This is a genomic window from Spirosoma rhododendri (assembly GCF_012849055.1).
Lineage (GTDB): Bacteria > Bacteroidota > Bacteroidia > Cytophagales > Spirosomataceae > Spirosoma > Spirosoma rhododendri.
Genome location: NZ_CP051677.1, coordinates 1,892,987 through 1,918,573, shown reverse-complemented (window position 1 = coordinate 1,918,573; position 25,587 = coordinate 1,892,987). Strand labels below are relative to the sequence as shown.

Here is a 25,587-nt window from a genome sequence, read left to right as displayed (position 1 = left end):
AATGCCCATCGGATGGTAAATTCGATGGGCATTTTTTGGTTAATGGCCCCGCTACGATGCTCTCCTTACTTTCGTTTTTCTGGCTGTTCATCGAGTTATTTTCTGCCAATGCTGTCGATCCAATCCGGCTTCAGCCTGCGCAGCTACCCTTTACACCAACCGGTTTCTATATCAGCACCGTTACGGATCAGCGCACCGAACGCGGCCCAGCCATCCGGCTCGTCGTGGCCCCCGATCAGTCGGCGCAGGCGGTTGATCTGGCGGGCGGCCTGACGGGGGGTATCCGTGAATTCGTTAATAGATCGCTCCGAAACGACCAGAAACTACGCCCGATTGCGATGCGGCTGGTGCAGTTCAAACTCACTGAGACATCATCGGGTAATCGTGTATCGGGACAGTTTGCCGCGACGATCGCCTTTGATCTGATCGGTAAGAACGACGACGATTCCGAAATTAGCACCCGACTAACGACCTACCGGGGCGGTGCCAGCTACACGCGGCCAATGGGGCAGACGGCGGTCGTAGAACAGACAATCCGGCAATCGCTGACGGCATCGCTACGGAGCCTGAACGAATACATGAAGCGGGAAATCGACCGCAACGAAAAACTAGCGACTACCCTGCGCGTCGAGTTTGCCGACGATGCGCGCAGCACCGACGACGATACGGTACACTACAACCCCGACCGGCCGCTCAGCTGGGCTGACTTTCAGGCCCGGCCCCGCTCGGGCAGTCATTATGCCGCCGAGGTGTTTACCAGTTTTGCCTACGAAGGCCGCAGCACCGTCGAACATGGCACTATTACTGCTCATCTGCTGGTGAAGGCATATATGCTGAAGCACTCGTCGTGGGTGCGGGATGTAGCCCTGAATGCGTATTCGCTCAACCACGAGCAGCGGCATTTCGACATCGCCAAGCTGATTGCCGAACGGTTCAAGCGCAAGCTGACGCCCGAAACACTGACGCTGGCGGATTACAACAGCGAGATTCAGTACCAGTTTATCGAATCGTTTCGCGACATGAATAAGCTACAGGAGCAGTACGACCGCGAAACGCAGCACGGCATCAATCAGGCGGCACAGGCGTTCTGGAACCAGAAAATCGACGCCGAACTGCGTAGCTATGGCCTTGCCCGCTAAGCCGACGCCCTTTGTTCAATGAAGAAAACGCGTATTCTGCACGTCAGCACCGCCCACCCCCCCACCGATCCCCGGCTGATAAACCGGGTGATACCGAGTCTGACCGCCGATTACGACCTGATTGCCCTGCTTCCTGCCGTACCGAAAACAGAGGGGCCTGCCAATGCCCGAACAATCTGGCTTCCTTACTCCCAGCGCTTGCCAGTTCGGTTACTTCTGGCTCATCCGCTGGTGCTGTACTACGCCCTTCGGCTGCGCCCGTCGCTGCTCCATATTTACGACCCCGAACTCCTGCCGGTATCCCGGCTGATTCAGTGGCTGCTGGGCATTCCGGTGATGTACGAAGTGCATGAGAATCTGTACCGGAAACTGGATCAGAAACGGCGATTGCAGGGTAACTGGCTGGTGCAACAGTTTCTCCGTTTCGACGCGATGGCGCAACGGCATTTCCACCTCATCTTCACCGAACACGGCTACCTCGACACCTACAAGAACATGCGCCATCCCTCGGTGGTCGTTTACAATTACCCCGAACTAGCATTTCTGGACACGTTTCGACGTCCTTATATGCCCAATCCGGTAGCTCCTGAATTTTTTTACATCGGCCTGATCAGCTTCGAGCGGGCGTTCGACACGCTGGTAGCTGCACTGGCCCGGTTGAAAAATCAGGTTTCCTCATTCACGGTGCATCTGTTTGGTCGACAAACGTTTAGTGATGATGCCATGACACAGCTTCCCGGCTTCGATGCGGTACACGATAACTTGCGGTTTTACGGCTACACCCGGCAGGCAGACGCGTTGCCTACGGCGGCCCACGCAACAGCGGGGCTGGCGCTACTCAAACCAGTCGGCGATTACCCTGAATCCTATCCAACAAAGCTTTTCGAATACATGGCACTGGGACTACCGGTCATCACTGCCAATTTTCCGCTGTATCGGGCAATTGTCGACAAACATCGGTGCGGTTTATGTGTGGATGCAACGGATGCCAACCAGATCGCTCAGGCGTTGCAGTATCTGATCAAGCACCCCGATGATGCCCGATTAATGGGCGAACGGGGTCGACGGGCAGTGGAACTTGAGTACAACTGGGAAAGCGAAGCGCAAAAGCTGCGCGCGTTTTACAGGACAGTTTTACAACCGCATCGACCCAACAAAGTATAATTTTTTGACGTTAAATTATAGCAATGAGAACATAGTATGGTATTGTTCTAATGAGCAATACCATACTTTCCCGGAAGGATTTAACTTTCGGACTCAAAACCCAACGGGTTGCTATTGCTTTACCTATTTTGGCTAGAATGTACATTCACGCAGTCAGTCATTATCTGCCCTCGCAGGTAATCAGTAACGAACACTTCACCGAACTCAACGGACTCTCCAGCGAGTGGATTATTGAACGAACTGGTATCGAAGAACGCCGGAAAGCCGCTCCGGGCGAGAACACAAATACCATGACGCTCGACGTTGTTCGGGCGTTGCAGGCAAAAACCGATCTCTCTACGGTTGATCTGATCGTAGGCGCTACGTACACCCCCTACGACACGATCGTTTCACTGGCCCACGAAGCGCAGCATGAACTCGGCATCGCCGATATTCCGGTTGTGTCGATATCAACGGCCTGTTCATCGTTTATCAACGCGGTCGAAGTTGTTGAAGGGTACTTTGCTCTCAACAAAGCAACGCGGGCACTGGTCATCGTCAGCGAGCACAACACGGCCTACAACAATGATAAAGACACTGTCTCGGGCCACCTCTGGGGTGACGGTGCAGCGGCCATGCTGGTTACGAAGGAGCGGCAAAGCGACAGCGACTTCGAAATCAAAGCCCTGTTGACGGGCGGAGCCGCTCATACCGCCAAAGCGACAACCGCTGTTGTGATGAAACCTATCGACGGCGGTGTGGTAATGCCATTCGGCCGTGATGTCTTCATCAACGCCTGTCAGTACATGCCAAAAGCCAGCTTACAGGTACTGGAGCGGTGCGGCCTGACGCTGGAGGATGTCGATTATGTGCTGCCCCACCAGGCAAACCTGCGCATCTCCCGCAACGTAATGAACACACTCAACCTGCCGGAAGAAAAGCTGATTTCCAACATTCAGCGGTACGGCAACACGGGTTGTGCGGGCTGCGGCATCGCCCTGTCGGAGCAGTGGGACACGTTTAAAAAAGGCGAACATATTGTCATCACGGTCTTTGGTGGGGGATACTCCTACGGGGCCATGCTGATCGAAGCGTAACATACAGTCGGTACACAAAAAGGGAGCCCCTGACATCAGGGGCTCCCTTTTTGTGTGATTCATCGCGTCAGCTTACTGCGCCGTACCGGTCCAGGTGTTGTTTTTCTCGTTTACGTCCGGCAGCTGTTCGTCGGGGTCGAGTACCACCGACTTTATGGGTGCCGTCGAGTTGTAGCGGAGGGTCCAGGTAGCACCGCGTTGCCAGATCTCAACCGGCAGATTCACGCGGCCTTTCTTACCGTTTTCTTCGGTAATCTCAAGTGTGGCAGGCATGGCCAGCCGGTCCAGATTCTCGATTGAAATCAGCGCCCCTTTGGCAGCAGAGCCGTCGACGTAGCGCACATCCTTAATCGCCTGATCGAGTTTCCAAGTCTCGTAGAACCAGCCTTTCCAGAACCAGCCGAGGTCTTCACCAGCCGCATTTTCTATACTGCGGAAGAAATCCTGCGGTGTCGGGTGTTTAAACGCCCACTGGTCTACGTACTTTCTGAAGGCATAGTCAAATCGTTCTGGGCCCAAAACCGATTCGCGCAGCAGTTTCAATCCCATACCGGGCTTGTAATACGCCAGAATGCCCAGAGCACGAGGCTGCTGTACGTCGGGAATGGTCATAATTGGCTCACTCGGATAGTACAGAGCTGGGGCCAGGTCGTGCATCGTACCGCGCTCATTGTTGTACTCGCCCTTGTTGAAGTTAGCCGTCGAGAGTGTGTTGATGAACGTGTTGAATCCTTCGTCCATCCACGGAAACTTGCGCTCGTTACTACCCACGATCATTGGGAACCAGTTGTGGCCAAATTCGTGGTCGGTTACGTTCCAGAGCGAGCCTTTCTTGTCTTTGTGGTCGCAGAATACGATGCCCGGATACTCCATTCCGCCAACGATACCAGCGACATTAGTTGCTACGGGGTATGAATACTCGTACAGGTATTTCGAGTAAAACTCGATGCATCCTTTCACGTACTCCGTCGAGCGGTTCCACGAATCATCGGTTGCGCTCTCAGCCGGATACACCGACTGGGCCAGCGCCGTTTTGCCACTGGGCAGGTTGATCCGGGCCGCATCCCAGACAAACGCTTTCGAGGATGCCCAGGCCACATCGCGCGTGTTCTGGCACCGGAACCGCCACGTCAGCGTACCCGACTGTTTGGGCCGCGTATTGGCGTTCGTCACCTCATTTTTTCCGCGAATGATTACTGTTTTGTCGCTGCGCGATGCCTGCGCCAGCCGCTTCACCTCTTCGCTCGTCAGTACGTCGTTGGGGTTAAGCAATTCACCGGAACCCGTTACGATATGGTCCCAGGGCACGGTAACGGCATATTCGTAGTCGCCATAGTCGAGGTAAAACTCACCCGCACCCAGGTACGGCAGCACGTTCCAGCCCTGCACATCATCGTACACGCACATACGGGGGTACCACTGTGCGATTTCGTAGACAATGCCGTCCCGACGCTGTAGCTGACCCATCCGATCCGATCCGTATTCGGGAATGGTAAACGAGTAAGCAATTTTCACTTTTACCACGTCGCCACCGGGTTTCACCGGCTCAGCTAGCCGAACCTGCATCCGAGTATCGGTGACGGTGTAGGGTACAGCAGCGAACTTGGTTTTTCCCTGCTCAACCTGCACACTCTTCAGCACCACGCCACCCGCAAACCCCTGATTTCCGAAGCGACCACCCGTAATCGGTGTCGTTTTGCTGGCCCGCGACGTATCGGCAAAAGCGTTCTGATCGAGTTGCAGCCACAGGTAGTTGAGCGACTCCGGGGAGTTGTTCTTATACGTGATCGTTACTTCACCCGAAATAGTTTTCTGCGCGTCGTCGAGGGTAACGCCGATCTGGTAGTCGGCCCGGTTTTGCCAGTAGCGGGGGCCGGGGGCACCGCTGCCCGCCCGAAATTCAGTGCCCGGCTGCATATTAAACACCGGGTTGAAAAGGGTCAGCGGATCATACTTGGTTGATGGAGTCGAAGCCGGGGGCGTTTGTGCCGACGCCGTCAGGCTCAGCAGGCATAACCCCAGCCAGAGTTTGTTTTTGTTCATGAATTGCTAAAAACTAGATGCGTAAACAAATAACGGAAGAAGCCGCCGGGCCGACACTACTACCGGAATAGATTTCTCGCAGCCCCACCCGAAAGCAGACAGCCCGGAACGTCGTCAATGCCGCTATAACGACAGGGGCAGGTCGACGCCGTGGTGAATAAGCAGGAAGACAAACAAACCTATCCAGAGCACATCGACAAAATGCCAGTAGAGCGTCAGCAGGCGGATTTTTAACTGATTGGGCGGGTTAACGCTGTACACAAACGAGTCGACGTAGGGACGTCGGCGGAGGGCTTCGGTCAGGGCGATGCCGAGCAGAATGAGCCCAACCAGAATGTGCAGCAGGTGAATACCCGACAGTATGTAGACGAAGCCACCGGCGGGGTTGCCTTCCAGTCTGACACCCGTCCGAATCATCTGCCGCCAGCCCCAGGCCTGCAAAATCATGAACAGAAACCCCAGCACCAGCGTCGTACCCAGGTTAGTGCGGTAGCTGCCGAATCGCTCGTGCCGAAACGCCTGACCAGCGTTGTGCATCGTCAGGCTACTGAGCATAATCACAACGGTACTGATCAGAAAGACGGTCGGCAATTTTACGTTCGCCCAGCCGGGGCCTTCCTGACGGACGATATAAGCCCCCAGCAGAATCGTAAACAGCATGACACTGCTGGCGATACCCAGCCAGACCATAAAGCGGAACGGCTCCCGCCGTTTCGTGACAATGTTACTCATCAGAACAGATTGAGTGGCCTGCGCAGGTTTGCAAGTTGAACCGAACCGGCTCAATGACAGGCTTAAAGCTTACCCTGCCAAACGCGGTATTGAGCAAATTGGTTTAAGTCGGCGGGAGGGGCGTCGAAAATCCCATAGATCGTCGATCCCGACCCGCTCATGCTGGCATATACTGCCCCCAGCGCATACAACTGCGTTTTCAACGCCGATAGCAGCGGATAAGCCGGAAACAGGCTGGTCTCAAAGTCGTTGCTGACTGTGTCGCGCCAGGAAGTAATGGGTTGCGACAGCAGATTAATCAGAGGTGTTTCTGGCTGTTGAGGGCGTACACGGGCGTAGGCTTCGGCCGTCGAGATAACCAGATTCGGATAAATGAGCACCAGGTAGTAGCCCTTCAGCGAGATAGCTATCTCCGCGAAAACGTCGCCTTTTTCGGTGCAATAGACCGGCTTGTTCTGAATAAAAAACGCACAGTCGCTACCTAGCCGGCGGGCGTAGTCTTCAAGCTGACTCGTACTTAGGTTGAGCGAAAACCGGTCGTTAAGCAGGCGCAGGGTAAATGCCGCATCGGCCGACCCCCCACCCAGCCCAGCACCGATCGGGACGTTTTTTTGCAGATGAATCCGGACGGGTGGCAAGGCAAAATCGGCGCGGAGCAACTCGTAGGCTTTTACGCATAGATTCTGCGCGGGATCTCCGGGAATCGGCAGGCCGGTGCTGTTGAATGCCAGCGTCGGGGCGGGAATCAGTTCGAGCGCGTCTGTCCAGTCGACCGGGTAGAAGCAGGATTGTAGATTGTGAAAGCCGTCGGACCGTTTGTCGGTAATTAGCAGGCCCAGATTGATCTTCGCGTTTGGAAACGTAACCATGCTGCAAAGGTATCACCAGCCAGCATATGACACCGGTCACCGGGCGAAACCCGGCGCAATCGGCATGGTTTCTTACTTGATTTCCACGACTCTGAATTCGGTCCGGCGGTTACGCTGGTGTTCAGCTTCCGTACAGATTACCCCATCGACGCAGTTATTGACCGGAGCCGATTCGCCCATACCCCGCGCCAGAATCCGGGAGCGGCTGATTCCGTGTGCGTTGAGGTAATTGGCGACCGAGTTAGCCCGCTGCGTCGACAGAATTTTGTTAGTCCCAGCGTCGCCCCGGCTATCGGTATGCGATCTGATTTCGATAATCAGCGACGGGTACTGCTGCATGGTTGCCACCAGCCGGTCGAGTTCGCGGCTTGCGCTGGGATTGAGCGCAAATCGGTCAGGCTCGTAATAAATGTTATCCATCGTGATGACGTCGCCCACACTCAGCATTTTCAGATCGGTCGATAGCTCACGCGGCTTTTCTTTCTTCGGCAGCCGTTTAATCTTACGGGTATTGGTGCCAAACGTGGGCTTGGAAGCCGTCAGCGTGTAATCACAGCCCGGTACCAGGTCAAACGAGTATTGGCCATTGGCAGCAGTAACTACCTCCCGTACGCCCTTGTTGCATTCGTTGCGTAGCTGCACACGAACACCACTGATGGGACGACGATCTTTCTCACTCAACACAACGCCCCGCACCCGGTTGACCGTCAGCACGACCGAGTTAGTTACGTTGACCGAGCGCGTACTGATCGTGTCGATCATAGGAATGGGCTTAGTCAGCCCGATTTCCAGCCGCGATGGCTGATCGTCGGTCAGGTAACGGGTGTTGAAGCCTACCGTGTTACTGACGTACCCGTCGCGGCTAACCTCAAACATAAAATCGGCGCTACGATCCAGGCAAAGCCGGATTGTACCAGTACTGTCGGTGCGGAGCGTCTGATCGGTACGCCCCTCGCTCTTCGACCGTACCAGCACCGTCACGCCGTCGATCGATGTGTCGGTTTCGGTATCGTACACGCGTACGGTCAGGTCGCGGCAATCGTAAAGCGAGCTTTGCCGGGTAAACCGAAGAATATCGTCGTTCCCATCACGACGGTTCGAGCTGAAGTACCCGCCCGTGCGCATCGCGTCGGTAATGAGCCCAAAATCGTCCTTGTCCGAATTGATAGGCGCGTCAAGGTGTTCGATCGTCCGCCCCGCACCCTCATTAGAAAGCACGGCAAAGAAAATATCCAGCCCGCCCAGCCCCTGCCGCCCATCCGACGCGAAGTACAGGTTCCCGGCCTCGTCGACGAACGGAAATAATTCGTTTCCGGCGCTGTTTATCGTTTCGCCGAGGTTCTCCGGCTGCCCCCAGCGCCCACCGGCGGACCGGGCCACGTACAGATCCGTACCACCAAAGCCGCCCGGCATATCCGATACGAAGTAGAGCCGCTGTCCGTCCCGGCTAAGTGTGGGGTGCCCCACAGAATAACGATCGCTGTTGAATGGCATCTCTTCCACGTCGACCCACGCGCCGTTTTGCTGCCGGGCAGTGTACAGTTTCAGCCGGGTTACGGCAGTGCTATCTTTCGGCCCACGGCGGACAACCTCATCATTCCGGGTGAAAATAATGCGCGACCCATCGGCGCTAAACGTTGCGGGCCCTTCCTGGTATCGGCTATTGATCGATTTGTCGAACCGTCGCGCTTCGTTGACGGGACGCCCTTCGTAACCCAGCCCGTTCGCAATGGTGATACCTCCTTCAAAACCGGGTACCGTCCGCGAATCATTAGCCGTCGGCCGGGTGTAAGCGTCGTCACCAAGCACTCGTTCTGACCGCACTCGCTTACTGGTAACGGGTGTTTCCTGCCCGTTACTGCCGATTACTGTTGTAGCAGGCAGGTTATTTCGGTCGGGCACATAGAGGAGATCCAAAAATCCAGCTCCCCCTCCCTTGCCTTTCACTGTTGTACCACCCTGCGTACCGGCCACGTACACCAGACCGTTCTGAAAAAAAGCCGGGCTAAATTCTTCACCGGGGCTGTCGAGCGCGAGGTACTCGACCCGGTATGCGACACTCCCCCGACGGCCGTCGACGTTCCCCGCTATACCCGATGGCCGCGCCCCTTTTTGCCGGGTAGCCACGCTGTCACGCACCCGCAGATACTGCTCATACTGCCGTTGTGCCTCCTGAAACTTACCATTCCCGGCAAGGGTCTGCGCGTAGTACAACATCTGCCGGGCGTCGGTATTTTTACCACCGTCGATTAGCTGACGGTATATCCGCTCGGCTTTACTTCCATCGCCTGTCTGCCGGTACGCCTGCGCCAGCTGCGTCTGCGCCCGTATTTTCTGCACAGGCGTCAGTTGGTTAGGTGTAGCGTTGAGCAGTTGCGTGTACGTATCTATAGCACGTCCGTATGCTTTCCAGGCCAGCATCCGGTCGGCCTGTAGCAACAGCGAATCTGTTTGGGCAAGCACCGGCATACCGCTAAGCAGCAACAGCAGCACTACACTCCACTTATACAATTTTGTTGATGTCATCGACTTACGTCAGTCAAGTTGCATGTCCGGCAACCAAATACAGCAGGTGAGGGTCTGACAAACTCCTGCCTATGGTGTCAGGTGATTGGCTATCAACACGGAAGACACAATAATTTCGACATTGACTACCCAATCTAGTCACAGCCACTCGCTCAGAATACCGTACGTTCGCCATTCCAAAAAACGGCCTGACGGTGTTTGTTACAAGCGGATTTAGCCAGTGCCTGTTTGCTGGATTCATCAAGAGAGAACAGCCGTGATACTAATTACCGATACACTACTCCAGTGCGTTCAGGGGGCGATAAATCGATTTATCCAGCAACAGATGCCTTCGCTTTACATACAAACTCCTGTTTCATTATCAAGCAGTTATACACAAGTGGCTCGATAAATAAATCAGTCCGTCAACGAAGAACGCGATGAGCAACTGGATTACGGTCCCCGTCGGTCAGGCAGGCCAAAAGTTCATATGTCGAAATTCATGCCAGCGGCACGTTCCCACTTTTGAGCATTTTTACGGGACCGCCTGACAGGATTAGTTTACTACGCTACGCTTAACGAATCAGCCTGCACCAGCAGCGCTTCGCCCTGATTATACCAGCCGGGCGGCTCATAAATTATGCCAACGAACCGCTTTTAGTTACTCAGTGCCGACTCAGTTTTTGGCTCTGCCAGTCGCCCGCCCTGTATGTCGATTCGGCGATCGACTGACGTGGGCAGTTCGGCCGAATCATGGGTGACAAACACGATCGTTTTGTCGGGCAAACTATCGAGCAATTGGCGAGCCTGTTCGGCCTGCCGGGCATCCAACGCCTGGAAGGGCTCATCCAGAATAAGCATCGGTGCATTCTTCAGCAATGCCCGGATCAGCAGTGTTATTCGCTGCTCACCCGTCGACAGCGTGCCGAAGGGCCGGTCGGCGAGGTGGTCGATACCGAAATAAGTCAGGAGGGCGTCGAGATCGTGAACGGCATCGGCCGATGGGCGCGCCGGTACAACCAATGTATCGGTCAGGCCGGTCAGCCCAACCTGCCGGACGGTAAGCTGCCGGGGGAAATACAGGTGCAGCTCGGGCGAGATAAAGCCAATCCGGCGTTTAACGTCCCAGATATTTGTACCGGGTTTGCCGCGTCGGTGATCGAATACTGCAACCTGATTGGCGTACGCCTGCGGGTGGTCGCCGTACAGTACACTCAACAGGATCGACTTACCCGCCCCGTTATGACCAAGCAATGCCCATCGTTCACCGGCCCGCACCGTCCAGCTTACGGAGTCGAGCAGCCGCTTTTCGCCGTATTTCACCGTTACGTCCGTCAGTCGGAAGGCGTCGGCGAAATCAGCGGGTTGTGGTGGGGTCCGTAGTATGGGCAATGGTCGATTTGGTAGTGTGACGGGCGAAGGCACAAAGCCAGCAACTGGCCCGGCATACGTGACCTGACCAGCGTCGAGCGCCAGCACGTGCGTTACGAACTCGGGAATATGATTCCTGTCAGCGATCAGCAGCAGCGGCTGGCCACCCTGCACAAGTTCACCCAGCCATGTAGTTAATTCGCTGCGGAAGTGAGCATCGAGTCCCACGAAGGGGTTGTCGAGCAACAGCATGGCGGGGTGCTGCAATAACGCTTTGGCGATGCGGGCTTTGCGGGTCTGCCCGTTAGACAGTTTCAGAAATTCGACATCAAGCAGGGGTTCGATACCCATACGCTGAATGAGCGCTGTCGCTTCGTCGGTTTGAGCAGTGCCCGTCGGCTCCAGATACCGGCGTACCGTCAGCGCGGCCTGCCCATCCTGGTTATCGCTTAGCGTGGCCTGGTACCGCTGCTGATAAAAATGCCGTGTGTACGAAAACTGGTGCGACTCCTCACGAAACGAAACCAGTGTCGCTGGCGTGCGAACCGGTATCTGTTCCCGCGTCGTGGCCAGCTGCCCAGCCAATACCTGAGCCAGCGTCGTCTTGCCACTCCCCACCGGACCGACTATCGCCCAGCACTCGGCCCGGTTGATCACCAACGAGAGATTGGTTAGTACCGCAACGGCACCGCGTTTTACGGTCAGGTTGGTCAATGAAAATAACGGCTCCGGGGTCTGCATACAGAAAAGGGGGAAGCAACAAAGTTACTTCCCCCTCCCCAAAAACTATCGTTTATCGACTACCGGTTCGTTGTCGAACGGGGCATCGTCGTTGTGCCAGAGTTCATCGTGCCTGTCGACGAGTTGTCGCGCGAGCGGGTCCGACGGCTCTTGTTGCCGGTCGTACCGCTGCCGGTCCGATCGGTGTTATTCATTGAATCGCTCCGGCCCGTAGTGGTACCGCTCTGCATCGTGCCGGTACCAGTTGAGTATGTGCCATTGTTCATCGTTCCACCGTTCATGGTGCCCGTAGTACCAGTGGTTGGTACCGTGGTTCCAGTTGTACCGGTGTTCATAGTACCCGTATTCATTGTACCTGTGCCGGTCGTGGTTGGCGGCTGCGTCTGGTAGGTGCCGGTGTTAGTGGTCGAGTTCTGGCCGTTTGTGTACGTACCAGTCTGCGTTGATGGAGTCGACTGTGACCCCATTGCTGGACTCGTCGTTGTGGTTGTGCCCGTCGTACCCGTCGAATTCGTCGTCTGAGCTTTTGCGCTTAGGGTCAGGCCGGCTACCAGCATGAAACCCATCATCATTACCTTTTTCATCGTTGAGTTTTTTTTGTTGTCTATCTGAATTGACAATCGGTTTTATAACAGCCTGTATAGATGGATGTTTAGAAAATTTAATCGATTCTTAACCCGGTTTCTTCATATAAGGGTTTCACCCGGCTCAGACGCGTTTTTTCGCACATTAAAAAAGCAGCTGATCTTACGACCAGCTGCTTTGTATCACTTTTTCGGTCAACTCTGTACTGACTACAGGCTACCTTTCTTCATTTCCTTCACAGCGAAATCGGCTGCGCGGGCCGTCAGGGCCATGTAGGTCAGCGATGGGTTCACGCACGAGGCCGACGTCATACAGGCTCCGTCGGTATTGAATACGTTCTTTACCGTATGAATCTGATTGTTGGCGTTCAGCACTGACGTCTTGGGATCTTTACCCATCCGGGCCGTTCCCATTTCGTGAATACCGATACCCGGGTGCTTCGACTCATCATTGTAGCCATGAACGTTCTTAACGCCGGCCGCTTCGAGCATTTCAACGGCGTCGTTCATCATGTCTTTCCGCATCTTCTTCTCGTTTTCGCCGTAAGCAGCGTCGAATACGATCAGCGGCAGGCCCCACTTATCTTTCTGGTCGGTCGAAAGCGTCATGCGGTTGCTGGGGTCGGGTAGCATCTCGCCGAAGCCGCCGATGCTGATACCCCAGCCTCCGGGCTGGCTCAGGCTGTCTTTGAAGGCCGCGCCAAAACCATCCATGCCATTACCCCGGTTCCAGCCTTCCCGGCCAGCTCCGCCCTGATAGCCGAAGCCACGAACGTAATCGCGCTTGTCGCCGGCCCAGTTGCGGTAGCGGGGGATGTAGATACCATTGGCCCGACGTCCGTAGTAGTACTGATCTTCCATACCATCCCACGAACCCGATGCACCAACGGCAAGGTGGTGGTCCATGATGTTACGGCCCAGCTGATCGGAATCGTTACCCATCCCGTTGGGGAAGCGGCTCGACTTCGAGTTCATCAGAATCGACGTGCTGGCGAAAGCCGACGCATTGAGGAAAATAATGCGGGCAAAGTACTCCCGTACTTCTTTGGTATTCTGATCGATTACCCGAACGCCCGTTGCCTTGCCTTTTTTCTCATCGTAAAGTACTTCCGACACAATCGAATCGGGGCGCAGCGTCAGCTTGCCTGTTTTCATTGCCGCAGGCAGCGTGGCCGACTGCGTGCTGAAATAAGCACCGTACGGGCAACCGCGCATACACTGGTTACGGAACTGACAGGCAGCCCGGCCCAGATCGTAGTGTTGTTGCTTAGGCGCGGTCAGGTGAGCCGTCCGGCCCATGATGACGTGGCGCTTCGCGAATTTTTTCTCCAGACGGGCCTTCACTTCCTTCTCCACGCAGTTCATCTGCATGGGGGGCAGGTAGTTGCCATCGGGCAGTACGTCCAGGCCATCTTTTGCACCCGAAATACCAGCGAAGCCTTCAACGTAGTTGTACCACGGTGCCAGCGTTTCATAGCGGATCGGCCAGTCGACGGCGATGCCTTCCTTTGCGTTGGCCATGAAATCTTCCGGGTTCCAGCGGTAGCTCTGACGCCCCCACATCAGCGAACGACCACCCACGTGGTACCCGCGAATCCAGTCGACTTTACGCTTTTCGATATATGGGTTCTGAGCATCGTTCTCGAAGAAGTGACGCCACTCTTCGTTGGCGGTGTAGCCCGTCCGCATGCTGGCCCAATATTCTTCGGCTGCCTGCGTCGTGATACGGCCCCGGTGCGGGAAATCCCAGGGATTATTGGTAGCTGTTGGGTACCCTTCGATGTGCTTTACATCACGGCCCCGCTCCAACATCAGTACGCGTAGTCCTTTCTGGGTAAGTTCTTTGGCGGCCCAGCCCCCCGAAATGCCCGACCCCACAACGATGGCGTCGTAGGTCATGTCTTTTTGGGCGTCTATATTGAGATTCATCTGTCTTGACTGTTGAAAAGTTATTGGATTCGACAGTTGTAAAGTCGTAGAGTTATAGGGTTATAAAGTTGCGATTCCCCGCCGGGACTGGACGCGCCAGCCAACTTTATAACCCTATAACTCTACAACTATCCAACTCTAAATAGCCCAGGCTTTCTGACCGGGCTTGAGTGGTACGCAACCGTCGTAACGACCGGGTACGGCTACGTATTCGAGCGCCTGCGTCGCGCCGATTTCGGAGGTGAAATAGCCCGTCAGGGTCAGGTCTTTCAGAATGGTAAAGAAAGGCGAGTACCGCTTGTTGGCGTCTTTAGGAGCCTGCGCATCGGCCTGTGCCCCGGCAGTTGTCGCCGTCCGGCCAGCCTTCATATCGTCCAGCTGCCGTTTGGCGTCGGCTTCCAGCTTCTTCACAACCTCAATACGCTGCTCGGGGTCCAGCTGCACGAAGGCTTTGCCGTAAGCATCCTGGCTCAGCTTATTGGTCTGCGCCAGTCCTTCGATAAACCGTTGCTGATCAGCTGGTACGTAACAGTCTTTCAGGATAACGTCGATAATCTCGTTGACTTTGGCGGCTTTGGCACCGGGAGTTTTTGTAGCAGGCAGGATCGTTTCAGCCAGTTCGGCTACCGTAGCATCCTGATCGGCCGTCAGAAAAACGGGCTTGCCAGTCAGCGCACGCCGGGCAGCCGACGCTTCAAGGGTGTCGGCCAGCGCGGGTATAGTCAGTGTGGCTCCGGCCAGCACGGCCACCCGCATAAGGGCGTCTCTTCTGTTCATAGGATTAATAGGAAATAAACCAATTTTATAACGTCGTTCGTAACTACAAATGTATAACAATCCATGAGTGAATTGACTGATTCGCAGAAGGATTTATACGCCCACGGCCGATCAGCATCAATATTCATTGTCAGGTATATAGCTAATTTTCCAACTGCTCTCCGGCCCTAAATCACTGGTCAGCTGGTGATCGCTCACAAAAAAACGCCCGTCCGTTTCCACACAGGAAAACGAACGGGCGTAATTACCTTGTTACTGACTGGTTACCGGACAGGGGCTTTCAGCGTAACAAAGTATACGCGGTTTCGGTCGACCGTGCCATCGGGCAGCTTCTTACTGACATACGTACCGGTCCCGGTAACGCCAAAGTCGTCGTCGTTCGAGACAGCCAGCAAGGTCGGGCTGATCAGATAGATGCCTTCGGCCTTATCGTGCGGATAGACGGGCGAAATATCGGTCATCAGATCGAGCACGAGCGTTTTGGTAACGGGAGTGATTCCGTTGGTCTGTAGCGCAGCCGCCGTTTTCAGCTCTTCAACCGTTTTGCCGCCGTATAACTTGCCGTTGGTTCCGTTGGCCGGATCGGAGATGTCGGTCGCGCCCGTCAGGTCGATCTTGTACACCCGCTTGAACAGCGTATTCTTGTTGGCTTCGGTACCGTATTCACCATCGCGCTCGATAACCAGAAACGTCGTGTTGGTAACGGCCGCGATCTCGCTGACAGCCTGCAAATTGGACCGTTCGATCAGGTAGACAAACTGCTTGGTAGCCCCCGTCGCGATGTCGAACGTCAGGATACGCGTCACGAGCGAGCCGGAAATGGCAGCCGACGACGGGTTGTAGAGCGGAAACTGCATGATGCCAATCAGCGTCTTGCCATCGGGCGTGATGGTCAGTCCTTCCATGCCCCGGTTTGGTCGGCGGGTGGCAAACACCATCGGAATCCGCCGTCCGCCCGTGCCGCTGCCGAAGGGATTGATGCGCTCGATCGTTTGGCCGTTGGCGTCGAAATGAACGATGTGCGGACCGTATTCATCACTGACCCAGAACGTACCATCGGGGCCAACGCCAGCCCTTCCGAATCCAGCCCATCGACACTGGTTGGCAGGATATTGCCCGACACGTCGTAGGCCGTTTCGCCCGTTCCGCCCTGACTGACGGGGTTGGGCAGGCCGTTTAGTTTGTTGCCGTTGCTGTTCTTCAGCTCGATCAGCTTCTCCAGGATCATTTGACTGCCTTTCAGCCGAAACTTGCCGATCTGTGGCGCAAAAGCCGGTACGGCAAATACCTTCGAGTTGCTGGTCGTACCGTCGATGTTTGGCCCCCGGTCGGTCAGCATATAGAACACGCTGGCGTCGGTTGGGTCACCGACGATCGACGAGCCAAACCCGCCATTGTTTATCGGCACCCCGTTGACAGTAGTGAGTACAGCCGGGGTAACAGTGCCGGGGTTGACGGCGTCGACAACGGCGGGATAACTCACCATTGTCAACGGCGTGGCATGATCCTGACAGGCTACAGCCAGCAGGACTACCGCCACAACGGCACCGGCTGAATAGAATACGGAGTTTTGTTTCATATCGCGTTTGAGAATCAATAAATCCTCAAAACTCGCCAATTAACATTACCCCGATATTTCCCTACCCCGACCGTTTGTGAACCCACCATTAAATTTCCGTTTGCCCTATTTTACGGCCAGTTCCTGCACGGCCAGCCAGCTCATCAGCCCCGCACCGATTTCCAGCGCCGACTCGTCGATGTCGAACGTAGGCGTGTGAACGCCTGACACGATACCCCGCGCTTCGTTGCGCGTACCGAGCCGGTAAAAACACGAATTGACCACCTGCGAATAGAACGCGAAGTCTTCACCAGCCATCCAGAGATCGAGGTCGACGATGTTTTCAGCTCCCATGTATTCGGTCGCCTGCGCCCGTACGCGTCGGGTCAACTCGGGGTGATTCTTCAGGAATGGATAGCCGTGGACGATCGTGAACTCGCAGCTGCCGCCCATCGCTTCGGCGATGCCTTCGGCTAGTTTCACCATGCGTTTCTGGCCCTCAGCCCGCCATTCTTCGTTCATGCAGCGGAACGTTCCCTGTATGGTCACCTCGTTGGGAATCACATTCGTTACGCCGTCGGCAATAAACCGCCCGAATGACAGCACCGATGGACTCGCCGGTGGCCGGTTACGGCTGATAACCTGTTGCAGGGCCACGATGATGTGCGACGCGATCAGCACCGGGTCGATAAGGTTATCGGGCATGGCTGCGTGGCCACCTTTGCCCCGCACGGTCAGGTACAGCTCATCGGTGCTGGCCATGTACATCCCCTCGCGGAAGCCGATTTTCCCCACCGGAACGTTCGGGGCAACGTGCTGACCGATCATACTGACCGGAGCCGGGTTTTCCAGTACCCCTTCTTTAATCATGAGCGACGCCCCGCCGGGTGCCTTCTCTTCGCCGGGCTGAAACACCAGCTTCACCGTGCCATCGAACTGATCGCGCATTACGTGCAGAATCCGCGCAACACCGAGCAGACTGGCCGTATGAGCGTCGTGACCACAAGCGTGCATCACGCCCTCGACGGTCGATTTGTAGGATACGTCGTTGGCTTCGTGGATGGGCAGCGCATCCATGTCGGCACGCAGGCCCACAACGCGCGACGTACTGCTACTCCCGCTTTTTGTACCTTCAATCAGCGCTACCAAACCCGTGTCAGCGACCCCTTCCTGGGGCGTGATACCGATGGCTTTCAGCTGATCGGCTACGTAACGGGCCGTATTGTGCTCATGGAATGAGAGTTCGGGGTGCGCGTGCAGGTGACGACGGGTAGCAACGATATCGCCCGCGTATTGCCGGGCCAGCGATTTTATGGAGTCAAGCATAATGATTTGGTTTTACTTCTGTATTAGCCTGTCAGGACAGGCTCCCCCCTCCTGGGCAGGGCTATCAGAGGCTGTCGTCTTACCCCCCAGCCCCCTGAAGGGGGAGCATTCCGCAAATGAGCCGCTTCTCCTTCAGGCCGGGCCGACGCTTCGGGGCTGGGGGGTAAGACGACAGCCTCTAGTAGCCTTCTTTCATTAATTTGGGGGCAACAGGGACAATCGTTTGGCTTTCAGATGGAGGCAAATATTGCCTTATTCTTGTTAACACAGCTTTTATGTTGGTGAACACCTCTTCATTGCTAAACCGAATAACCGTGATGTTTAACTCACCAATGCAGTAACTCCTATTATCGTCGTAAACCTGTTGATCAGCATTGTCGTGGACAGACCCATCAAGTTCGACAACCAGTTTTGCTTCGTGACAATAGAAATCGGCGATGAACCACTGGATGGGATGCTGCGCTTTGAAACGAAATCCCCCCAGTTTACTCCCTTTCAGATGGTTCCACAGCATCTTTTCGGCGGTTGTTTGATTTAATCGCAACTGCTTTGCCTTTGCAAACAAAGCAGGCGAAGCACCGTAAAACATATCCGTAGCCATATGCTTATGGATTTATCATACCAACTACACCCCCATCCTCCTGAATAGCAGGGCTGTTGGATCCCTAAATTAGCCCTAGTAATAGCCAAATTCCCTTCGGCCTGTTTACCCCCCAGCCCCCTGAAGGGGGAGCGGTTCATTTGCGGAATGCTCCCCCTTCAGGGGGCTGGGGGGTAATGCCGACGGCTTATAGACTAAACAACGATAAAGCTCTTCTATTGACTAGTTATAAACTGGTAATCGGCAACAATCTGATGCAGGAATGCACGGCTGCCGAGTGTTGTCGAGATATCGGTCACTTCTTTGATCCGGTCGGCGGCCTGACTGACAGCCCACGTATCGCCCCGGCGCAGCACGTCGCGCACCACGCTGATATCGTGGTCGGTTAGCAGCCGCACGTCGGGAAACATGACCTGATAGTTTTCGGGCGTTGGCTGCATCAGCACGTCATCGAGCGAGACAGCAGGTTTGAGCTTGACAACGGTCGTTCCGGCGGCAATGTCGCCCAACCGCTGGCCCTTACCGTTGATCGCAACCGCAATTATGGGCACGATACCAAACAGCATCGCGCCGGATTCAACGATTCGCAGTACCCACCGTAGCAGGTAAGCACCAAAGTTCGGTTGCGACCCGTCGAGCATGACGACCCGGATATTCATGGCGATTTTTCCGACGCTTTGTCCGTTGAGCAGGTATTCGCTGAGCAGGTCGTAAAACACGATCGGCCCCAGAAAAAACAGCCCTATCAACAGCGACGATGCGTATGAAGCTCCCCCATCCCTGTACTGAGCAGACCCACGATCATGGCCCAGCCTAAAAATACGCCGTAGTCGACGAGGGTAGCCAGCATCCGGTCGCCGACGCTGGCGGGCTGGTATTCGAGCGTGACATGCTGGGATGTATGGACAAGGACAGACATAGACAATGAACGCTAAGGGGCTACGCAACCAATGCGTACCGAAGGCGGTGGTGGGGCTGAAACAAAAATAGGTGGCTCAACTTGCTTAACTGCACAAAAACGCGCAATTTTTCCGACACACTCTTCCGATCAACAGTACCCACCGCTCATGCGCGAAGCCCGGTTTATCAAACAGAATACCGAGAAATGGCAGGCTATTGAGCAGGAGCCAACAACCGACCCCGACCGGCTAACCGAACGGTTCATCGAGTTGACCGACGATCTGGCCTACGCCCGCACGTTTTACCCCAACGCCCGCATCACCCAATACCTCAACGAACTGGCCGGTCGGCAACACCGGGGGCTGATGCAAACTAAACGCAGCGACCTGAACCGCTTCGTGCAGTTCTGGCAGTACGAGCTACCGCTGCTGTTTCGGCAAACCCATCCGCTGCTGGCCGTTGCGACTGCTATCTTCCTGCTGGCCGGGGTGCTGGGCTGGGTATCGGCCGCGCACGACGACACGTTTGTCCGGCTGATTCTGGGCGACGGTTACGTGAACATGACGCTGGAAAACATCAAAAAAGGCAATCCGCTGGGCGTATACGGGGAAAGCGATCAGGGCACCATGTTTTTCCAGATCACGCTGAATAACATTATGGTCGCGTTCCGCACGTTTATTTTCGGCCTGTTGGCCTCGTTCGGCACGGTGGCGATGCTGTTTTACAACGGCGTGATGCTCGGCGCGTTTCAGGAGTTTTTTCACGAGCGGGGGCTACTGATCGACTCTATTCTAAAAATCTGGATTCACGGCACCCTCGAAATATCGGCCATCATCATCGCGGGCAGTGCTGGCCTGACGGTTGGTAACAGCCTGCTTTTCCCCGGCACCTACGATCGCCTGACTTCCTTCCGGCGGGGTATGAAGCAGGGGCTGAAAATTGCGGTGGGGCTCGTTCCTATATTTATTATGGCTGGCTTTCTGGAAAGTTTCGTAACGCGGCTGACACTGCCACCCGTCGTTAGTATCGGTATTATCGGCCTGTCGGCGGCTTTTATCGGCTGGTATTTCGTTCTGTATCCCATCATCCTCAACCGTCGTTTACAACCATGAACAACCTGTACGTACAACGTGATTTCGGCGAGAAAATCAACGCCGTTTTTCAGTACATCCGGCAACACTACCGGAGCCTGCTGCTGTCGCTGCTGTACATTGTCGGCCCCGTAGCTGTCGTTACGGCCGTCGCGTCGTCGTTCACGCTAAACAATGTGCTGCGGGCGGCTTCCGACGCGCAGACCGATGCCGGAAACCCATACGCCGGTCTTCTTTTCATGACCCGCCTGCTTTCGCCCTCCTACTGGCTGTCGCTGCTGTTCGGCGTTCTGACCAACGTAGCCGTCATTCTGACTACCTACGCTCACCTGCACCGGACAGAAACCGGACAGACAGCGACGGTGGCCGATATCTGGGATGATATGCAGTCGCAGATTGGCCGGATGGTTGTCTACACGATACTGATATCGATCATCACGTCGATTGGCTTCTTCTGCCTGCTGCTGCCGGGCATTTACATTGGCATAGTGCTGTCGATAGGCTTCGCCATTACGTACTTCGAGAAAGCCGGATTCGGCGAGGCCTGGGCACGTTGCCTCAACCTGATTCGCGACAACTGGTGGGCTACCTTCGGCTATCTGCTCGTTATCGTAATTATCGTCGGTATCCTGAGTCTGGTGTTTGCCCTGCCCGGTGGGCTGGTTGGCTTCCTGTCGGCCGGGAAACTGCTACCGGGCGACGGATTACCGATCTGGCTCATCATTGCCAACATAATCGGACTGATTGGCCGGTCGATACTTTATTCGATCATATACCTGGCCATCGCCTTTCAGTACGGTAATCTGGTTGAGCAGCACGAAAATGTCAGTCTGCATTCGGCCATCAACAGCATCGGCACGACCCCGACCAAACCCCGCACTACGGATGAGGGTGATTTCTGATCGTCGCGTGCGGAGCGCAAACCGGCTCGTGGCTTACCTGTGCTGTCTGCTCCTGATTATTGGCGTGGGCTCAGTGTGCGCCCAGCCGGGCAAGGCACCCGACGACCGGGGCGCGGTGGTAGTGCGCCGACCAGCGGCTGCGCAGCTCCGCGACCTTCAGCGCAGTCAGGCTTATCAGTACGACAATGAACCACCCCCGCCGGATGACTCACTAGGCCGCTTTCTGTACTATTACTGGCGACAGTTTATGCGGCTATTTAACAGCAAGGCGTACGACGATTACGGGCAGTACGTGCTGCTTGCCGTTCTGATCGGGGTAGTGTTCTACCTGTTGCGCAAGGCTAATTACCTGGATTTTCTGTTTCCGCGCCAGTCGCAATCCAGCCAGCTCGACTACGAAAGCAGCCCGGAGGATATTCAGGGTATCGACTTCGGCACGGCGATCAGTCAGGCGATCGACGGTAAGCAATACCGGCTGGCGGTGCGGCTGCTATATCTGCAAACGCTGAAACGACTGACCGACGCGCAGTTGATCCGGTACCAGCGCGAGAAAACCAACCGCCAGTATGTGTATGAACTGGCGGGCACACCGCATCAGCGCGGCTTCGAGCGGCTTACCCAGCAGTTCGATTACGTCTGGTATGGCAACGCGGCCATCGACAGCGATCAGTTTGCCCGGTTACAAGCCGACTTTCGCGCCTTCCAATTGCTCAACATTCACCAATCTTTATCCTGATTCGTGCGTAAACCCAACAAATACACACTGCTACTGGTGTTGACGGTCGTGGGCTACGTGCTGTTTGACTACTATCGCCCCAAACCCCTCGACTGGACGCCGACCTACCGAAACGACAACAAGATTCCGTTTGGTACGCAGGCCCTGTACGAACTGCTGCCGGACCTGCTGAGCCAGCCAGCCGTACCAACCGTACGCACACCGGTGTATAATTTCCTGACCGAAACGAAGCTCCCCACGCGCAGCAATTACGTTCTGATTGCCCACGACTTCAAAATCGACCGGAACGACCAGCGCGAACTGCTCCGCTACGTCGAGCGGGGCAACACGGTGCTGGTATCGGCTTATCAATTTCCTGATTCGCTGAGCCGGCAGCTCGGCTTCAAAGCCGACGAACAAAAACCGCAGCGAGCCGATACGACCCTTCGCCAATACCTTGTCAACCCGAGGTTGAGTCCGTCTGTAGGCTACACATTCCGGCACGACGACGGCCGTAACTTTATCCGCATCCTCAAATCCGCAACGGTTACCGTGCTGGCTCGTAACGCCCGCCGGGAGCCGACCTTTATCCGGGTTCGCTACGGCCGGGGGCAGTTTCTGATCCATAACCTACCGCTGGCGTTTACCAATTATTACGTGCTGGACCCAAAATCGTCCGACTACGCATTCAACGCGCTGTCGTATCTGCCCACGGCGCCGACTTATTGGGACGAATACCAGAAGCAGGGGCGGTTTGGGAAAGAAGAGCAGTCGATCTTCCGGTACGTCTGGTCGCAACCGGCGCTCAACTGGGCTTACTACCTCGTGGTGTTTGGGGTGCTTTTTTACGTACTGTTTGCCGGGAAGCGTACACAGCGCGTTATCCCCGTAGTTGAACCACCCCGCAACACATCGCTCGAATTTGTCGAAACGATCGGGCAGCTTTATTTTCAGCAAGGCAACCACGATAATCTGGCCCGGCAGCGAGTGCAGTATTTTCTGGCCGATCTGCGCGAGCGGTATGGCCTAAACACAACGACCCTCGATACCGAATTTACCACCCGGCTGAGTCAGAAAAGCGGTTTGTCAGCCGACGAAGCCGCTGACCTCACCCGCCTGCTGCGCGACGCCCGGCGCAGCGTTTCGCTTTCCGAATTCGATCTGCTCCGCCTGAACCGGGCTATGGAACAGTTCTACGCATCACTTTAATCAAGTACTTCCACATGGAATCCTTCGAGCCCCGCACAGACCTCACCCCCATCCACACCGCCATTGAGTCGATTCGCACCGAAGTGGGCCGGGTCATTGTTGGGCAGCAACCTACCATTGACCTGCTACTGACGGCCCTGCTCGCCGACGGCCATGTGCTGATCGAAGGGGTACCGGGCGTAGCAAAGACACTGATGGCGAAACTTCTGGCGAAGACCCTGTCGGTACCTTTCAGCCGGATTCAGTTTACGCCCGACCTGATGCCTGCCGACGTGCTGGGCACCAACATTTTCGTACCCAAAACCGGCGATTTTTCGTTTCGGCAGGGGCCAATTTTTGCCAGCATCGTGCTGATTGATGAGATCAACCGCGCCCCGGCCAAAACGCAGGCCGCGTTGTTTGAGGTCATGGAAGAACGACAGATCACCAACGACGGAACGACCTACCGGCTCGACGAACCGTTTATGGTACTGGCGACGCAGAATCCGATCGAGCAGGAAGGCACCTACCGCCTGCCCGAAGCCCAGCTCGACCGCTTTCTATTCAAAATCGTTGTTGGCTATCCCGAAACAGCCGACGAAATAGCGATTCTACAAGGCCACCATCAACGTCGTAACCTGACCGATGCTCTCGACGCCGTGCAGCCCGTACTAACCGCTGATCAGTTGGCAACCTTGCGAACACAGGTACATCAGGTGCACGTTGAAGAAAACCTGTTCGGCTACATTGCCAGCATCGTACAGGCTACGCGCAGCAGTAAAGCGCTATACCTGGGGGCGTCGCCCCGGGCGTCGGTGGCTATACTCAACAGCGCCAAAGCCCTCGCTACTATCCGGGGCCGCGACTTTATCACCCCCGAAGATGTGCAGGAACTGGCCGCGCCCGTTCTTCGCCACCGCGTGCTGCTGACGCCCGAACGCGAAATGGAAGGCAGTACCGCCGACGACGTCATCGCGCAGCTGGTTCAAAAAATCGACGTGCCCCGATGATTCGTTCTCTGTTCGTTGCGCTGCGGCTGTGGCTGTTACTGATTGCTTTCGTTATGGCGTTTGTGGCGGCCTGGGCACTCCCGGTGTTGCTGCCGCTGGTGCAGATCGCCCTGGGGGTTTTTCTAGTGCTCATTGGCATCGACGGCTGGCTGCTTTTCCGCCCGACACTGGGCAACCGAACCGCTTTTTTTGCCCGGCGCGACGTACCCGATCGGCTCAGCAACGGCGACGAAAACCCGCTGACAATCTATCTGGAAAATCATTACCCCTTCCGCACCGACGTTGACGTCATCGACGAGATACCGTTTCAGTTTCAGCGACGCGACCTGCTCTTCCGCGACCGACTGAATCCCAACGAAACCAAAACGATCCGGTACGAACTTCGGCCGACCAAACGCGGTGAATACAGCTTCGGCGCGGTCAACGTCTTCGTCCTGACGCCACTGGGGCTGCTCAAGCGCCGGTATCAGTTTGAAACGGGGAAGCAGGTGGCCGTGTATCCGTCGTTTTTGCAGATGCGGCAGTACGAACTATTGGCCGCCACAAACCGTCTTACCCAAGTAGGCATTAAACGAATTCGGCGGGTGGGGCACAGTATGGAGTTTGAACAGCTTCGCCCCTACGCCACCGGCGATGATATTCGCACGATCAACTGGCGGGCCACCGCCCGGCGCACCGACGGGCAGAATGCGTCATTGGTCGTCAACGCGTTTCAGGACGAACGCTCGCAGCCGGTGTACTGCCTGATCGACAAAGGCCGCCCGATGCAGTCGCCCTTCGACGGGCTTACTCTGCTCGACTACGCCATCAATGCCAGTCTTGTCCTGTGCAATGTGGCCCTGTACAAGCAGGACCGGGCGGGTATTATGACCTTTTCCAACCAGCTCGGGCAGGTCGTTCCTGCCGACCGCCGGGCCGGTCAGATCGGGCGTATTCTCGACGCGCTATACCGGCAGAAAACGCGCTTTCAGGAATCAGACTACGAACTCCTGTATACCAGCGTCCGAACGCACATCCGGCAGCGAAGTCTGCTCCTGCTGTTTACCAATTTCGATACCGTCAACGGGCTACGGCGGCAGTTGCCTTACCTGCGTCGGCTGGCGAAAGACCATCTGCTGCTGGTTATCTTCTTTGACAATACCGCCCTTCGCGCCCTTATCGACCAACCGGCGCAGGACACGGAACAGGTGTACCAGAAAACCATTGCCGAGAAATTTGCTTTTGAGAAGAAGCAGATCGTTCGCGAGTTGCAGCAGTACGGTATCCAAACCATTCTGACCGCTCCGCAAAACCTGACAGCCAATACGATCAACCGCTATCTCGATCTGAAAGCGCGTGGTCTGATCTGACGTTTATCGCCCAAAAC

The 25,587-nt window shown here is 55.7% G+C and carries 22 protein-coding genes; 9 read left to right on the top strand and 13 right to left on the bottom strand.

All coding sequences use genetic code 11. From position 1 onward, the window contains the following. Positions 1-56: 56 nt before the first annotated feature. The 3 genes from HH216_RS07930 to HH216_RS07920 all read left to right on the top strand — a co-directional run bounded on the left by HH216_RS07930 (position 57) and on the right by HH216_RS07920 (position 3,379). Positions 57-1,139, top strand: coding sequence for a DUF922 domain-containing protein (locus HH216_RS07930; RefSeq protein WP_169550335.1), 1,083 nt, complete (start codon positions 57-59; stop codon positions 1,137-1,139). Between the two features lie 18 nt (positions 1,140-1,157). Further along, a complete protein-coding gene (locus tag HH216_RS07925; protein WP_169550334.1) occupies positions 1,158-2,303 on the top strand; it encodes a glycosyltransferase in 1,146 nt (381 codons plus the stop codon). A gap of 137 nt (positions 2,304-2,440) precedes the next feature. After that, positions 2,441-3,379, top strand: a complete 939-nt coding sequence (locus tag HH216_RS07920; RefSeq protein WP_169550333.1) for a 3-oxoacyl-ACP synthase III family protein — start codon at positions 2,441-2,443, stop codon at positions 3,377-3,379. A 72-nt stretch (positions 3,380-3,451) separates the two neighbouring features. Here HH216_RS07920 and HH216_RS07915 read toward each other — a convergent pair whose 3' ends face one another. From HH216_RS07915 to HH216_RS25765, 13 genes are all read right to left on the bottom strand, one after another. After that, the gene (locus HH216_RS07915) at positions 3,452-5,422 is read right to left on the bottom strand and encodes a M1 family metallopeptidase (protein ID WP_169550332.1); all 1,971 of its coding nucleotides are present in this window, start codon (positions 5,420-5,422) and stop codon (positions 3,452-3,454) included. 123 nt (positions 5,423-5,545) lie between these two features. Further along, positions 5,546-6,154, bottom strand: a complete 609-nt coding sequence (locus HH216_RS07910) for a cytochrome c oxidase subunit 3 (protein ID WP_169550331.1) — start codon at positions 6,152-6,154, stop codon at positions 5,546-5,548. Between the two features lie 62 nt (positions 6,155-6,216). Continuing rightward, positions 6,217-7,023 carry a 4-(cytidine 5'-diphospho)-2-C-methyl-D-erythritol kinase gene (gene ispE, locus HH216_RS07905; RefSeq protein WP_169550330.1) on the bottom strand — a complete coding sequence of 269 codons (807 nt, stop codon included), beginning with the start codon at positions 7,021-7,023 and terminating at the stop codon, positions 6,217-6,219. A gap of 72 nt (positions 7,024-7,095) precedes the next feature. Further along, positions 7,096-9,549 (bottom strand): carboxypeptidase regulatory-like domain-containing protein, encoded by a 2,454-nt coding sequence (locus HH216_RS07900; RefSeq protein WP_169550329.1) that lies wholly within the window; start codon positions 9,547-9,549, stop codon positions 7,096-7,098. A 636-nt stretch (positions 9,550-10,185) separates the two neighbouring features. Continuing rightward, on the bottom strand, positions 10,186-11,640 hold the full coding sequence (locus tag HH216_RS07895) for an ATP-binding cassette domain-containing protein (protein WP_169550328.1): 1,455 nt from the start codon (positions 11,638-11,640) through the stop codon (positions 10,186-10,188). 59 nt (positions 11,641-11,699) lie between these two features. Beyond that, positions 11,700-12,224: a hypothetical protein gene (locus HH216_RS07890; protein ID WP_169550327.1), complete on the bottom strand. Its 525-nt coding sequence runs from the start codon at positions 12,222-12,224 to the stop codon at positions 11,700-11,702. A gap of 210 nt (positions 12,225-12,434) precedes the next feature. Continuing rightward, positions 12,435-14,153 (bottom strand): GMC oxidoreductase, encoded by a 1,719-nt coding sequence (locus HH216_RS07885; RefSeq protein WP_169550326.1) that lies wholly within the window; start codon positions 14,151-14,153, stop codon positions 12,435-12,437. Between the two features lie 138 nt (positions 14,154-14,291). Next, positions 14,292-14,930, bottom strand: coding sequence for a gluconate 2-dehydrogenase subunit 3 family protein (locus HH216_RS07880; RefSeq protein ID WP_254448730.1), 639 nt, complete (start codon positions 14,928-14,930; stop codon positions 14,292-14,294). Between the two features lie 263 nt (positions 14,931-15,193). After that, a complete protein-coding gene (locus HH216_RS25770) occupies positions 15,194-15,949 on the bottom strand; it encodes an esterase-like activity of phytase family protein (RefSeq protein ID WP_254448820.1) in 756 nt (251 codons plus the stop codon). A 665-nt stretch (positions 15,950-16,614) separates the two neighbouring features. After that, entirely contained in the window at positions 16,615-17,814 is a 1,200-nt protein-coding gene (locus tag HH216_RS07870) for a M20 metallopeptidase family protein (RefSeq protein WP_169550324.1), read from the bottom strand. 178 nt (positions 17,815-17,992) lie between these two features. Continuing rightward, positions 17,993-18,415, bottom strand: coding sequence for an endonuclease domain-containing protein (locus HH216_RS07865; RefSeq protein WP_169550323.1), 423 nt, complete (start codon positions 18,413-18,415; stop codon positions 17,993-17,995). Between the two features lie 215 nt (positions 18,416-18,630). Beyond that, the gene (locus HH216_RS07860) at positions 18,631-19,164 is read right to left on the bottom strand and encodes an RDD family protein (protein ID WP_254448729.1); all 534 of its coding nucleotides are present in this window, start codon (positions 19,162-19,164) and stop codon (positions 18,631-18,633) included. Beyond that, positions 19,161-19,334 (bottom strand): hypothetical protein, encoded by a 174-nt coding sequence (locus tag HH216_RS25765; RefSeq protein ID WP_254448728.1) that lies wholly within the window; start codon positions 19,332-19,334, stop codon positions 19,161-19,163. The genes HH216_RS07860 and HH216_RS25765 overlap by 4 nt, the downstream gene beginning before the upstream one ends. A gap of 148 nt (positions 19,335-19,482) precedes the next feature. Here HH216_RS25765 and HH216_RS07855 point away from each other — a divergent pair, with 148 nt between their 5' ends. The 6 genes from HH216_RS07855 to HH216_RS07830 are packed head-to-tail and all read left to right on the top strand — an operon-like array spanning position 19,483 to position 25,570. Further along, the gene (locus HH216_RS07855; protein ID WP_169550322.1) at positions 19,483-20,427 is read left to right on the top strand and encodes a stage II sporulation protein M; all 945 of its coding nucleotides are present in this window, start codon (positions 19,483-19,485) and stop codon (positions 20,425-20,427) included. After that, positions 20,424-21,308 (top strand): hypothetical protein, encoded by an 885-nt coding sequence (locus HH216_RS07850; protein WP_169550321.1) that lies wholly within the window; start codon positions 20,424-20,426, stop codon positions 21,306-21,308. The genes HH216_RS07855 and HH216_RS07850 overlap by 4 nt, the downstream gene beginning before the upstream one ends. Beyond that, complete coding sequence (locus HH216_RS07845) at positions 21,292-22,044, top strand: DUF4129 domain-containing protein (RefSeq protein ID WP_169550320.1); 753 nt, start codon at positions 21,292-21,294, stop codon at positions 22,042-22,044. Before HH216_RS07850 ends, HH216_RS07845 begins: the two co-directional genes overlap by 17 nt. A 3-nt stretch (positions 22,045-22,047) precedes the next feature. Beyond that, positions 22,048-23,232 (top strand): DUF4350 domain-containing protein, encoded by a 1,185-nt coding sequence (locus tag HH216_RS07840; RefSeq protein WP_169550319.1) that lies wholly within the window; start codon positions 22,048-22,050, stop codon positions 23,230-23,232. Between the two features lie 14 nt (positions 23,233-23,246). Then, positions 23,247-24,221, top strand: a complete 975-nt coding sequence (locus tag HH216_RS07835; protein WP_169550318.1) for an AAA family ATPase — start codon at positions 23,247-23,249, stop codon at positions 24,219-24,221. Then, positions 24,218-25,570, top strand: a complete 1,353-nt coding sequence (locus HH216_RS07830) for a DUF58 domain-containing protein (RefSeq protein ID WP_169550317.1) — start codon at positions 24,218-24,220, stop codon at positions 25,568-25,570. Before HH216_RS07835 ends, HH216_RS07830 begins: the two co-directional genes overlap by 4 nt. The last annotated feature ends 17 nt before the right edge of the window (positions 25,571-25,587 follow it).